The following is a 12,979-nucleotide window of genomic DNA, read 5'->3' on the forward strand; positions in this document are numbered from 1 at the left end:
GCGCAGTAGAGCAGCCCGGTAAACTTCCGATATGCGTATTTCTGTTCGGTCGAGTGCCTCCGTTGTCGTTGCTTGTGCGTGTGCGGCGGTGCTGCTGAGCGGCTGCGACACCCTCACCCAGGCGGCAAACACCGTCGACAAGGCGAACCTGTGTGTCGACGCCCTGCAGGCCGCGAGCTTCACACCGGACGAGAACAACCCCGAGCTCACGGCGGCGAACGCCGAGAAGTCGGCGACCGAGTTGCGGGACCTCGCCGACCAGGCGCAGGACGTCACGCTGCGCGATGCCCTGAACGCCATGTCGACGAAGATCTCCGACCTCAGCGTCGCCGGTCTGACAGTCGACGACATGCAGAACTACCTGCAGCAGAAGGCCGATCTCTACCAGACGCTCAGTAACGCCTGCGCCTAAGTCATGGACCTCCATTTCAGCCAACTGACCCCGCCCGAGCCACGTTTCGACCGGGCGAGCGAGGCTGTTCTGGGGTACCTCCGGCAGTCGGTTCCGATGGGCTGCTGGGTTGTGAGCAGGTACGTCAACGGCCGGCAGGTGTACCTCTCGGTCGACGACGTGGCATACGGCATACCGGCGGGGGCGTCGGTCGCCTGGTCGGACAGCCTCTGCCAGCACATGGTCGTCGGCAACGGGCCGCGCGTTGCGATCGACGTGATGGCTACACCGGTGTACGCCGAGCTGGCTGCGGCGTCCGACAGCGAGATCGGCGCCTACATCGGTGTGCCGCTCGTCACATCCGACGGCGAGCTCTTCGGAACGATCTGCGGATTCTCGCCGACTCGCCAGGAGCCGAGTCTGGAAGAACAGGAGCCGCTGCTCGAGCTGCTCGCGAGGCTGCTGTCGAACGTCCTCGAAGCCGATCAGGAACGCACCGCGAACGCGCGCATGCTCGAACAATCCGAATTGCGAGCCGCGACCGATCCGCTGACCGGTCTGCTGAACAGAGGCGGCTGGGAGCAGTTGCTCGAGCAGGAGGGCAAGCGATACGAACGGTTCGGCGACAGTTGCTCGCTGATCTGCATCGACCTCGACGACCTCAAGTTGATCAACGACGCGAAGGGCCATCCGGCAGGCGACGAGTACCTACGCCGAGCTGCGAAGACACTCGCCGAAAACATCCGGGACTCCGACGTGGTCGCACGAGTGGGCGGTGACGAGTTCGGGGTGCTTGCGCCGAACGCGACCGCAGCCGACGCGGAGATCCTCACAGAACGCCTGTGCGCGGCTTTGTCCGAAGCGGGCGTGCAGGCGTCGTTCGGCTACGCACAGTACGTCATGACCGAAGGGCTCGACTCGGCCTGGGAGCACGCCGACGCCGCGATGTACGAGCACAAGCGGTCCCGCCGGTGCGCGTAACTGGACCGCGTAGCTAAACGACGACGTTCACCATCCGGCCGGGGATGACGATCACCTTGCGCGGCGGTTTGCCGTCGAGCAGGGCAACGATCTTCTCCTCGGCGAGCGCGGCCTGTTCGACCGTTGCCGAATCGGCATCGGCCGCAACCGAAATCCGGCTGCGAACCTTGCCGTTGACCTGGATCGGGTAGTCGACCGTCTCCTCGACGAGCAGAGCGGGGTCGGCGATCGGGAACGGTCCGTGCGCCAGCGATTCCGCATGCCCCAGCCGCTCCCACAGCTCTTCGGCGATGTGCGGGGCGAGCGGTCCGAGCATGAGCACCAGAGGTTCGACGATCGCGCGCGGCGCACCGGCCGGATACTGCTTCGTCAGATGGTTGTTCAGCTCGATCAGCTTCGCACCGGCCGTATTGTCGCGCAGCGCCGCGTAATCGGCGGTGACTCCGTCGATCGTCTTGTGCAGCAACCGCATCGACTCATCCGCGGGCGCATCGTCTGTGACTCGCAGTGCGCCGGTTTCTTCGTCGACGACGATTCGCCATACCCGCTGCAGGAAGCGATGAGCGCCGACGACGTCCTTGGTTGCCCACGGTCGCGACGCGTCCAGCGGTCCCATCGACATCTCGTACATGCGAAGGGTGTCCGCACCGTATTCGTCGCAGATTTGGTCCGGCGCTACCGCGTTCTTCAGGGACTTGCCCATCTTCCCGTACTCCTGGAAGACGACCTGATCGTTGTAGAAGAACGTGCCGTCCCGCTCGACGACCTCGTCGGCAGGCACGTACATGCCGCGTTCGTCGGTGTAGGCGAACGCCTGAATGTAGCCCTGGTTGAACAGCTTTCGATACGGCTCACTCGAACTTACGTGTCCGAGATCGAACAGCACCTTGTGCCAGAACCGCGAATACAGCAGGTGCAGAACGGCATGCTCGACGCCGCCCACGTAGAGATCGACGCCCCCGGGATCGTTCGGGCCGTGCTCGGCCGGGCGTGGGCCGAGCCAGTACTCTTCGTTTTCCTTGGCGCAGAACGTCTCCGAGTTGGTCGGGTCCGCATAGCGGAGTTCGTACCAGGAGCTGCCGGCCCAGTTCGGCATGACGTTGGCGTCGCGCCGGTATTTCTTCGGACCGTCGCCGAGATCCAGTTCGACCTCGACCCATTCTGTCGCTTTGGCCAGCGGCGGTGAGGGTTCGGAGTCGGCGTCGTTCGGATCGAACGACACCGGCGCATAGTCCTCGACCTCCGGAAGTAGCACCGGCAGCATGGATTCAGGCAGCGCGTGGGCGGCACCGGTCTCGTCGTAGACGATCGGGAACGGCTCGCCCCAGTAGCGTTGCCGAGCGAACAACCAGTCGCGCAGCTTGTACTGGATCTTGCCGCGCCCGTGGCCGTTTGCCTCGAGCCGCTCGGTGACTGACGCCTTCGCTGCCTCGACGTCGAGGCCGTCCAGATAGTCCGAGTTCTGGAGGATTCCGTCGTCGCTCACGACCGTGACGATCGGCAACCCGAACGCCTCGGCGAATTCGTGGTCGCGCTGATCGTGCGCGGGAACCGACATGATCGCGCCGGTGCCGTAGCCGCTCAGCACGTAGTCGGCGATGAAGATCGGCAGCTTGTGCCCGTTGACCGGGTTCTCCGCGTACGCACCGATGAAGACGCCGGTCTTCTCCTTGCTTTCCTGCCGTTCGAGATCGGACTTGGCCGCAATCGAACGTCGATATGCCGCAACAGCCTCGGTCGGAGTCGCTGCGCCGCTGTTGGTCCAGCGCGCATCGACGTCCGCGGGCCACTCGGTGGCGGTGAGTGCGTCGACCAGGTCGTGCTCTGGAGACAGCACGACGTAGGTTGCGCCGAACAGGGTGTCGGGACGGGTTGTGAACACCTCGATCTCGTGATCGCCGGCACCGAAGGTGACAGCCGCACCGCGCGAACGCCCGATCCAGTTGCGCTGCATCGTCTTGACCTTCTCGGGCCAATCCAGGTACTCGAGGTCGTCGATGAGCCGGTCGGAGTACGCGGTGATGCGCATCATCCACTGCTGCAGGTGTTTACGGAAAACCGGGAAGTTCCCGCGCTCGCTGCGACCGTCGGGCGTGACCTCTTCGTTGGCGAGGACGGTGCCCAGACCGGGACACCAGTTGACCAGCGAATCGGACTGGTACACAAGGCGGTACGAGTCGACCACCGTGCGGCGTTGCGCCTCGTCCAGCGTGTCCCACGAGCGGCCGTCGGGAACTGTTCGTGCGCCGGATGCGAACTCGGCAATCAGTTCTTGAATCCCGCGGGCACGGCCGAGGCTCTCGTCGTACCAGGCGTCGTAGATCTGCAGGAAGATCCACTGCGTCCAGCGGTAGTACTCGGGATCGGTCGTCGCGAACGATCGGCGCTTGTCGTGGCCGAGGCCGAGGCGGTCGAGCTGCGCCTGCATCGTCTCGATGTTGGCGTTGGTCGTAATCGCGGGGTGCGTTCCAGTTTGCACCGCGTACTGCTCGGCGGGCAGACCGAAGGCGTCGTAACCCAGCGCGTGCAGAACGTTGTGGCCGAGCATCCGGTGGAAGCGTCCGAAGACGTCGGTCGCAATGTAACCGAGCGGGTGCCCGACGTGCAGTCCGGCGCCCGACGGGTACGGAAACATGTCTTGCACGAAGAGCTTGTTCGCCGGAGTGTCACCGGCCAGCGGTCCGACGGGATTGGGCGCATGGAACGTCCCGCGCTCGTCCCAGAGCTGCTGCCAGCGCCGTTCGATCCGTCCCGCCAGTTCGGCGTTGTAACGGTGTTCGGGTACTTCGGCGTTCTGCACTGGTGATTCTCCCGCTCGATTGGTCGGTTCCAGGGTAAAGCGTGCTGGCGGGGGCAACTCCACACAGCCCGGGTATTCTGCTGAGGTGCTTGTTGTCGCATCCCTCTTTGTCGTCCTCGCGGTCGTCGCTGCCGTCGTCGGGGTCGCTGGGCTGGCCGGCAGGCTGCCGCGGAACCGCTGGGTGGGAATCCGGACCGAGGACACGCTGCGCGACGACGCTGCGTTCGCGCTGGCGAACAAGGTTGCGGCACCCACGACCATCGGTGCCGGGCTCATCCTCTTCATCGGCGGGATCGCGGCTCTGACGTTCTCCACCGTCGCTGGAATCGTTGCCGTAGTGGTCACGGGCGTGGCCGCAATCGCTATTGCCGGTATCGGCGGTTCGATCGCAACCCGTGCCGCTGCCGTGAAAGAACCGGCCGGTGGCTGTGGCCAGGCTTGTGGTGGCTGTTCGCTCAAGGATGCCTGCGAACCGAGCTAGAGGGGCATATTCATGTCTGGTCTTCATGCGCTGGTCACAGATTCTGTAATCGCTGCCGATACCTGGGGAATCCCCAGCAAGCAGTTCTTGCGCGGTTACCTGGTGACCGCTGTGATCGCGATCGTCGCGAGCCTGGTGCTGCGCAGGGTCTATGCACGCAGCCTTGCCCGGCCGAATGCGCAGGGTGCCGGGCTGACCGCGCCCGAAATCGGCATGCTTCTCGACGAGAAGCGCGCCGTCGTCGCAGCCATCGCAGTACTGCGCAGCGCTGATCTGATCGATTCGACCGGCCACGCGACCAGACCGCTCGGCTCGGCGGACCGCCACATCGACGCGTTCACCCGCACGGTGCACGACCGGATCTCCTCGGCCGGACCGCAGAGCGTCGCCGCGCTGACCGCTTCGCTGACGGTCCCGCTGGCGCAACTGCGCACGTCGATGATCGATCGCGGGTTGCTGGTCGGGCCCGAATATCGGCAGGCAATGCGGATGGCTGCCGTACCGATCGCCATTGTCGCGGTGGCCGGCATCGCGCGCATCGTCGCCGGGATCATGAACGGCAAGTCGGTCGGGTTCTTGATCGCGATCGTCGTCGTCCTCGTGCTGGTCGGCTGGCTGGTTTCGCGATCGGGCCGCAGGACGCGGCGCGGCATCGTGGAGGTCATGAGTGCGGTGGGGCAGGTCCGCAGCAGTGGGTCCAGGTCGAACCCACGACTGCACCCGGGTCTGGCCGCTGCGGTAACCGGCGGCGCTGCGCTATGGCTGCTCGACCCCGCGCTGGCCGGCGCCAGTGGCGTCTCGTCGTCGGACAGCGGCGGCATGTGGTCGTCGTTCGTCAGCGGTGGCGACGGCGGGTCCTCGTCCAGCAGCGACAGCGGTAGCGGTTCGAGCTGCGGTGGCGGCAGTTCGGGTTGCGGCGGTGGCGGTGGAGGGTGCGGCGGATGACCAGCCCGCTCGCCGACCGTGGTTTGGGTATCGGCTGGCGGCCTGAAATCGCGCACATCGTCGCGGATCTCGACATCGGATTCTGCGAGGTCATTGCGGAGTCCCTGGTTGACGGTGTCGTTCCGGACGATCTCGCTGCATTGCTTACCCGCGGGGTTGCCGTTGTTCCGCACGGTATTTCGTTGTCCCTGGGCGGTGCGGAGCCGCTGGATCTGGATCGGGTCGAACACCTCGCTGTGTGCGCCGAGGCACTCGGTGCGCCGCTGGTTTCCGAGCACATCGCGTTCGTTCGCGCAGACGGCATCGAGGCCGGTCACCTGCTGCCGATTCCCCGGACCGCCGAGGCGCTGGACGTCGTTTGCCGCAATATCGAACTCGCGCAGGAGCGCCTACCCGTTCCACTCGCGGTCGAAAACATTGCGGCACTGTTCGATTGGCCGGACGCGGAGTTCACCGAAGCGTCGTTTCTGCGTGAACTGACGGACCGGACCGGGGTCTACCTACTGCTCGACGTCGCGAACATCTACGCAAACGCGCGCAATCGTGGCCTCGACCCAGCCGCTGAGCTGGCGAAGATGCCGCTCGACCGAATTGCATACTGTCACATCGCCGGTGGATCGGAGTTCGAAGGGCTCTATCACGACACGCACACCGATCCCGTTCCTGCGCCCGTCCTCGAGTTGGTGACGCAACTGCGGTCCGCGGCTGCGGCGCCGATGATGCTCGAGCGGGATGGCAACTATCCGCCGGTGAGGGAATTGCACGCCGAGCTCGACGCCATCGCCCGGGCAGCCGGATTCGGATCGGTTGTGCGGTGACGAGTCTCGCCGAGCAGCAGGCAGCCCTGGTTCGCGCATTGGTCGCCGGCGAGCCTGCGCCGGACGGCTTCGATCCACACGCGTTGGAACTCGCGTCGCGGGCGCTACTGCGGAAACGGGCTCAGGAGGTCGCGCGGCGGTACCCGCTCCTGCGTGCGGGCTGTGGCGACCGGTTTCAGGACCTTTTCTGCGCGTGGGCGACGAACCGGCCGAAGACGTCGACCTACGACGACGCTCGTGGGTTCGCCGCGCACCTGGAGGCGAGCGGGGTTCGCCCTCTGCTGCGTACGCGCTTGCCGTGGCGGTTGTTCCGGATGCGGAGGGGTTCGTGAACGATCGACGTCTGTTCGATCCTGCCGGTGTCGCCTTCGGGCTCGGCTTTCCGATCGCGGCGGCGGCCGCGTGCTTGCTGCTCGCCGCGACGTGGAAGTCCCGATTGCCGGCCGAGATTGCCACCCATTGGAGTGGCGCACAGCCTGACGGATACTCGGCACCGATGTCGGTCGCGTGGGTGTTCGCGCTGGCGATCGTGTTCGTCGGCGGTGGGTGCGGGTTTGTCGCCACCCTCGCCCAATCGTTGCTCCTGATGCGCCGCATGATGCTGCTCGTCGCGATAACAATCGTGTGTCTGCTTGTGACCCTGCATGTTTCGATCATGTGGATCGAGCTCGACGGCAAGACCGCTGTCGATTTTCCGACGCCCACGATCGCCGTCGGAGTCCTTTTCGGCCTTGTGTTCGGCGTTGTAGGCGCGGCGTCCTTGCACGACTACCGTGAGCGGTCCGCGGCGGAGAGCGCGCCGCCCGCCCGGCTGCCCCGCGGCGCGACCGACCCGGTCCGCGACGTCGTCGGCTTCAACAAGGTCGAGACGGCCGCGCTGGCCGTTGCGATCTTCGGCGCGGCCGGGATGGCGTGCTGGTTCGTCGATTCCGCGTGGCCGCTGCTCGCGGCATTTCCGGTGTTCGTGGTGATCTTCGGGTTGTTGCGGTTCGAGATCCTGGTGGACGAATCCGGTGTGCGGGTCCGCAATCTCGGGCTCACGTCGATCGCGATCGACGGCTCGGAGGTCACCGGCGCGAAGGTCGTCGACGTCAACCCGTTCAAGGACTTCGGCGGCTGGGGGCTGCGCATCAACGGGCATCGTCGCTACGGGATCGTCACCAACACGGGTCCGGCGGTCGAGGTGTCGACCGCGAGCGGAATGTCGCTGACGATCACGTCCGACCTGGCCGAGGCCATGGCGGGGGCTCTGAACTCTTGGGGTGACATCCGCCACGCGGGGACGGGTCTGTCGCCAACTCCGCAATAGCCTGGATCGGTGCGCTTCCTCTCCAAGGTCCCGATCGACAGCTTCGTGTTGTCGATCATCGGGGTCGCCGTGCTCGCCAGCGTGCTGCCCGCGCGTGGGCGAGGCGAGACGGTCGTCGACGTGGCGACGACTGTCGCTATCTTCCTGCTCTTCCTCCTCTACGGGGCTCGGCTCTCACCGCGTGAAGCGCTCGACGGGTTGAAGCACTGGCGGTTGCACTCGGTCGTACTGGCAACGACGTTCGTGCTGTTTCCGTTGATCGGGTTGGCCGCACGGATCCTGGTGCCGCATGTCCTGACCGACGAGTTGTACACCGGGGTCCTGTTCATGTGCCTCGTCCCCTCGACTGTGCAGTCCTCGATCGTGTTCACGTCGATGGCAAAGGGAAACGTCGCAGGCGCCGTCGTCAGCGCATCAGTGTCGAACATCGTGGGTGTCTTCCTGACGCCGCTGCTTGTCATTCTGCTGATGAACACGACAGGCGAGGCGAAGGTGGATCCGTCGTCGGTCGTCAACATCGTCGCGCAGCTGCTGTTGCCGTTCGTCCTCGGCCAATTGCTGCGCCCGCTGGTCAAGGACTGGGTCACGAAGTACGCGCGGCCGACGAAGATCGTGGATCGTGGTTCGATCCTTCTCGTCGTATACGGCGCATTCAGTGCCGGTGTGCGCGATGGTATTTGGCAGACGCTCGCACTGTGGCGAATCGCCGCGCTGGTGCTGACCTGTTGCGCGATTCTCGCGGTGATCCTGGGCCTGACCGCTGTGCTCGGCCGCGTGCTCGGCTTCGCCCGCGAAGACCGGGTGGTGATCGTGTTCGCCGGCTCCAAGAAGAGTCTCGCCAGCGGACTGCCGATGGCCGCCGTCCTCTTCGCCGGGCAGTCCGTCGGCCTGATCGTCCTGCCGCTGATGATCTTTCATCAGGTCCAGCTGATCGTCTGCGCCTTTCTGGCGCAGCGGTGGGCCAAGCGGGTCCAAGCCGCGCCGAGTGTGCAGTTGCCGTCGTAAAGGCCGAGTCGAGCGGGCGATATGTGCACTCTCGAGCTAGATGTCAGCGCCGGCTGCGCGCAAGGCCTGCCGGGCCGCGCGCACGATCGACCACGGTTCTTCGCGCAGCCGACGAGCACTGACACGGATCACCGTCCACCCCAGCCGGGCGAGAATTTCGCTCCGCTCGATGTCCCACGCTCGCTGGTTCTCGTCGGTCCAGTGCTGGTGCCCGTCGTACTCGACGATGACCTTCCATTGCTCCCAGCCCAGGTCGGCGCGTGCGACCACCCGCCCGACCTCATCGCGGATCTTCAGTTGCGTTGTCGGCTTCGGTAGGTCGCCCGCGATCAATATCAGCCTGGTGCGCGTTTCCTGCGGTGACTCGGCTCCCGTGTCGACCAGTTCGAGAGCTTTACGGAGCAACACGATGTGCCGTGCTCCGCGATGCTGGTCGGCGACGGTGGAAATCTCCCCGGGTTTGAGGTCGGTAGCGCGACACAGCGCGTCGAGCGAGGCCACGGCGCGCGGTAGCGGTGGCCGACGTCCCAGGTCGTAGCCCGTGCGCGCCGGTGTCGTCGCGAGCATCCCGCAATAGACGCCGAACTCGTCGGGAGCTAGTGAGTCGCCGTGAATGCGAACGCCGTCGACTCCGCGGCGACTACCCGTTCGAAACAGTTCGGCGGGGGCAGCCGGATCGATCCACTGCGTGCCATGAATTGCCGCCGCCGACGTGCCGGCCAGAATTCCGTCGTCGGCTGCCCATAGCGACGCGGCCTCGGCGCGCAGCGACGCGGTCAATTCGACGTCCCTCTCGATGTAGACGTCGCGGTGCAGGCGACGAAAATCCAAGCGCAGTGAGCGAGTCGAAACGGCTCCGGTACCCACAGCGACACTGCCGACGAACGGTCTCTCGAATTCCCCCATACCTGCACATTGGCTGACGACAAGGCCCCGGAACAGATGGATCTTCGCGATTGTGGATAACCCTGCCGGACTATCCCCAACCTGCCGAGTGTGCAGATTCTGTCGCGGATGTCGAGTAACGGCGACAGCAAGTGCACACTCGGCGGGTTGGGACCGGCCGGGTTGGGACCGGCGCGGGGGCTAATTCGGCGCAGCTCCCCAACGAACCGCGGCGGCGGCGGCGAAGTCACCGGCGTGGGCGAAGGCCGACATGAGAACCAGGGAGCCGTTCTTGATCCGGCCGGCCTGGTTCTCGATGTCCAGGGTGACGGGAATGCCTGCGCCGAACAGGTTTCCGCATTCGTCGAAGGTGTTGGGGTACTGCTCGTCCGAGAGTTCCAGGGCGTCGCGCCAGTTGCGCAGGAACAGGCGGTTGGGCTGGTTGCTCACAAAGGTGTCGACGTTCTTCGCCTCGATGCCGACCTCGTCGCAGACGGCCATGGCGACTTCGGGCACGAGCTGGTTGCCGCGTGCGAAGACCTTCATGACCTTGCTTTCGGTGAAGGCGATGCGCAGCTGACCGGTGCCGGGCTCCCAGTACTTTCGCTGCGGCTCGACCTCACCGGTCATGTCGCCGGCGTATTCCGGGTAGTTGCGGAACACGGCACCCAGGACCGGTGCGTCGTCGGACTTGCGCAGCAGGCCCACACCGCAGCCGTCGCCGGGGATGGTCGCCTGCGCGAGCTTGCGAACGTCGGACTGGGTGAAGATCTGACCGGCGCTGTTCTGCACCGAAACGATCAAAGCCGTTCGCGCAGTGGATGACTGCAGCAGTTTCTGAGCGAGCGCGATCATGTAGACGAACGACGCGCAGCCGCTGTTGTGCAGGTCGATGACCCACGTCGGGCTCATGCCCATGCGCTTGGCGAGGTCGGCGCCACAACCGATGACCGGCAGGTCGGGCAGCTGGGTGTGGGTGATGAGGATGTCGGCGCCCAGGACTTCGTCGGCACCGTTGCGCTCGATCAGCTTCTGCATCGCGCGTTCGGCCATGTCGACGGCGGATTCGCCCTCGGCGACGTGATGGCGGAAGCTGGGCGACCGGAACATGATGTTCTTCGCCATGCGGTCGCTCTTCGCGTATTGGGTGAAATATTCTGTTGGGACGCGGTTTTCGGGCAGGTAGCTCGCGATGTCGATCAGGGAAACGGCGTCTACGGGGGCGTTCATGCGTGGCTCGCTTTCGGTTCTTCGGGCATGTGTGTACCGCCTCGCGCTGCCGAAGCAGGCGCGGGGACGGGGTATGGAATTGGGGATCAGGCGTGCGAGAGTGCCTCCAGCACAGCCCGGCTCGCCGCCGGGTCGCCGACCGCTATGCGTGCGCTGCCATCCGGATAGGCCTTGACGGTGATTCCTGCTCGCGTGAGCTTGGGCGCAATGTCCGGGCCCTTCAGGTACAGGAAGTTCGCAAAGCTACGCGGGACGCGAACACCCATACGCAGCAGTGCGTTACGCAGATACTCCCGCTCGGAGGTAATCCGCGCGACGCGGTCTTGCAACTCGTGCTCGGCGGCGTAGGACGCAGTGACGGCCGCTACCGCCGCAGAGTTCACACCGAACGGCAGCTGCCACCGGCGGACCCGCTCGACGAGCTCATGAGACCCGAACGCATACCCGATTCGAAGGCCGGCGAGTCCATGAGCTTTCGAAAATGTCCGCAGCACAAGCAGGTTCGGGTGCCGCTCCACCAATGCACGAGCGTCTATCGCGTTCGCGTCGTTGACGAACTCGACGTAGGCCTCGTCGAGAATCACGACCACACGACGCGGAATCGCATTCAGAAACTGCTCGAGTTCCGTTGCGGTGACCAATGTTCCGGTCGGATTGTGTGGCCGGCAGACCACCATGACGCTCGTCTTGCGGTCCACCGTCAGTGCCATCCGGCGCAGGTCCTGGCGTCCGGCGGTATCCATCGGTACAGGGGTTGCGCGGACGCCGACAATGGAGGCCATGATCGGGTAGCCGTCGAAGTTCGGCATTGCGAACACGATTCGCTCGCCGGCCTTCATCACTGCCTGCATGATCTGCATGGCGACGCCGGTTGCGCCGGAGCCGACGACCACCTGGTCCGGCATCACGCCGATACGGTTCGCGATCACCCGCGGCAGCCGCTCCGGCAGGAATTCCGGGTACCTGTTGGCGTGCGCCATCACGTTGTTCAGCGCTTTCAGCACCGAAGGCAATGGCGGAAAGGGGTTTTCGCTGAGTCCCAGTTCGAAGCCGCGGCCCGGCAACGCCGTGTGGGTCGCGTCGAATGGAATTGTGGGGTCGAGCATTTCTGCAGTCATGTCGTGGGCTCCGCTCCCCATCGCACTGCTGCCGCTCCGGCGAAATCACCCGCGTGGGCGAAGGCCGACATCAGCACCAGCGATCCGTTTTTGATCCGTCCCTCCCTGTTCGCTGTATCCAGGTTCACGGGAATTCCTGCGCCGAAAAGGTTTCCGCACTCGTCGAACGTGTCGAAGTGCTTCTCGGGTTCGAGCTCGAGCGCCTCGCGCCAGTTCCGCAGGAACAGTCGGTTGGGCTGGTTGGTCACCAGGAGGTCGACATCTTTCGACTTGACGCCGATCTGATCGCATGCGGCAATCGCAACCTCGGGGACCAGGCGGTTTCCGCGTGCGAAAACCTTCATGATCTTGCTTTCGGTGAACGAGACCCGCCATTGGCCGGGTCCCGCTTCCCAGTACTTACGGGGTGGATCGACTTCGCCGGTCATGTCGCCGGCGAACTCCGGGTAGTTGCGGCAGACGATGCTCAGGAACGGTGCCTCGTCGCCCTTTCGCAACAAACCTGCGCCGCAGCCGTCGCCGGGTACGACGGCCTGGGCAAGTTTGCGAACCTCGGTCTGAGTCATGCCCTGACCTGCGACGTTCTGCACGGCAACGATAAGCGCGGACGTCGCCGACGTGCTGCTCATGATCGTCTGCGCAATCTTCGTCATGTAGACGAACGACGCGCAGCCGCCGTTGTGGACATCGAGGATCCACTCCGGATTCATGCCCATGCGCTTGGCGAGGTCGGCGCCGCAACCGATGACCGGCATGTCCGGCAGCTGCGTGTGGGTGAGCAGGATGTCCACCCCCAGGACCGCGTCCGCACCGTTTCGTTCGATCAGCGGGGCCATCGCTCGCTCGGCCATGTCCACGGCGGTCTCGTCCTGTGCGACGTGATGCCGGAACGTCGGCGCTCGGAACATGATGTTCTTAGCCATCCGGTCCGAGCGCGCGAACTGAGTGAAGTACTCGGTGGGAACGCGGTTCTCGGGCAGATAGCTGGCTACATCGACCAAGCTGATCGGATCCAT

13 protein-coding genes are annotated in these 12,979 nt (G+C 65.0%); 8 read left to right on the plus strand and 5 right to left on the minus strand.

All coding sequences use genetic code 11. From position 1 onward, the window contains the following. The first annotated feature begins 31 nt into the window (after positions 1-31). A complete protein-coding gene (locus JGU72_RS23585) occupies positions 32-412 on the plus strand; it encodes a hypothetical protein (RefSeq protein ID WP_199686538.1) in 381 nt (126 codons plus the stop codon). 3 nt (positions 413-415) lie between these two features. After that, the gene (locus JGU72_RS23590; RefSeq protein ID WP_199686539.1) at positions 416-1,372 is read left to right on the plus strand and encodes a sensor domain-containing diguanylate cyclase; all 957 of its coding nucleotides are present in this window, start codon (positions 416-418) and stop codon (positions 1,370-1,372) included. A 13-nt stretch (positions 1,373-1,385) separates the two neighbouring features. Here JGU72_RS23590 and leuS read toward each other — a convergent pair whose 3' ends face one another. Beyond that, positions 1,386-4,172 carry a leucine--tRNA ligase gene (gene leuS, locus JGU72_RS23595; protein WP_199686540.1) on the minus strand — a complete coding sequence of 929 codons (2,787 nt, stop codon included), beginning with the start codon at positions 4,170-4,172 and terminating at the stop codon, positions 1,386-1,388. Positions 4,173-4,257: 85 nt separating this feature from the next. Here leuS and JGU72_RS23600 point away from each other — a divergent pair, with 85 nt between their 5' ends. The 6 genes from JGU72_RS23600 to JGU72_RS23625 are packed head-to-tail and all read left to right on the plus strand — an operon-like array spanning position 4,258 to position 8,730. Then, positions 4,258-4,653, plus strand: coding sequence for an SdpI family protein (locus tag JGU72_RS23600; protein WP_199686541.1), 396 nt, complete (start codon positions 4,258-4,260; stop codon positions 4,651-4,653). A 12-nt stretch (positions 4,654-4,665) separates the two neighbouring features. Further along, positions 4,666-5,598 (plus strand): TIGR04222 domain-containing membrane protein, encoded by a 933-nt coding sequence (locus JGU72_RS23605; protein WP_199686542.1) that lies wholly within the window; start codon positions 4,666-4,668, stop codon positions 5,596-5,598. Next, positions 5,595-6,416, plus strand: coding sequence for an MbnB/TglH/ChrH family RiPP precursor modification enzyme (locus tag JGU72_RS23610; protein WP_199686543.1), 822 nt, complete (start codon positions 5,595-5,597; stop codon positions 6,414-6,416). The genes JGU72_RS23605 and JGU72_RS23610 overlap by 4 nt, the downstream gene beginning before the upstream one ends. Then, positions 6,413-6,748, plus strand: coding sequence for a hypothetical protein (locus JGU72_RS23615; protein ID WP_307828578.1), 336 nt, complete (start codon positions 6,413-6,415; stop codon positions 6,746-6,748). The genes JGU72_RS23610 and JGU72_RS23615 overlap by 4 nt, the downstream gene beginning before the upstream one ends. After that, complete coding sequence (locus tag JGU72_RS23620; protein WP_199686544.1) at positions 6,745-7,725, plus strand: DUF1648 domain-containing protein; 981 nt, start codon at positions 6,745-6,747, stop codon at positions 7,723-7,725. The genes JGU72_RS23615 and JGU72_RS23620 overlap by 4 nt, the downstream gene beginning before the upstream one ends. 9 nt (positions 7,726-7,734) lie before the next feature. Then, complete coding sequence (locus JGU72_RS23625) at positions 7,735-8,730, plus strand: bile acid:sodium symporter family protein (protein WP_199686545.1); 996 nt, start codon at positions 7,735-7,737, stop codon at positions 8,728-8,730. Between the two features lie 36 nt (positions 8,731-8,766). On the opposite strand, the gene JGU72_RS23630 is transcribed toward JGU72_RS23625, so the two are convergent. The 4 genes from JGU72_RS23630 to JGU72_RS23645 all read right to left on the minus strand — a co-directional run bounded on the left by JGU72_RS23630 (position 8,767) and on the right by JGU72_RS23645 (position 12,979). Beyond that, a complete protein-coding gene (locus JGU72_RS23630; RefSeq protein ID WP_199686546.1) occupies positions 8,767-9,636 on the minus strand; it encodes a DUF559 domain-containing protein in 870 nt (289 codons plus the stop codon). A 180-nt stretch (positions 9,637-9,816) separates the two neighbouring features. Next, complete coding sequence (locus JGU72_RS23635) at positions 9,817-10,845, minus strand: 3-oxoacyl-ACP synthase III family protein (protein WP_199686547.1); 1,029 nt, start codon at positions 10,843-10,845, stop codon at positions 9,817-9,819. An 86-nt stretch (positions 10,846-10,931) separates the two neighbouring features. Further along, the gene (locus JGU72_RS23640; RefSeq protein ID WP_199686548.1) at positions 10,932-11,963 is read right to left on the minus strand and encodes an aminotransferase class I/II-fold pyridoxal phosphate-dependent enzyme; all 1,032 of its coding nucleotides are present in this window, start codon (positions 11,961-11,963) and stop codon (positions 10,932-10,934) included. After that, entirely contained in the window at positions 11,960-12,979 is a 1,020-nt protein-coding gene (locus tag JGU72_RS23645; protein ID WP_199686549.1) for a 3-oxoacyl-ACP synthase III family protein, read from the minus strand. The genes JGU72_RS23640 and JGU72_RS23645 overlap by 4 nt, the downstream gene beginning before the upstream one ends.

The sequence above is a fragment of the Antrihabitans auranticaus genome (genome assembly GCF_016481275.1).
Taxonomy (GTDB): domain Bacteria; phylum Actinomycetota; class Actinomycetes; order Mycobacteriales; family Mycobacteriaceae; genus Antrihabitans.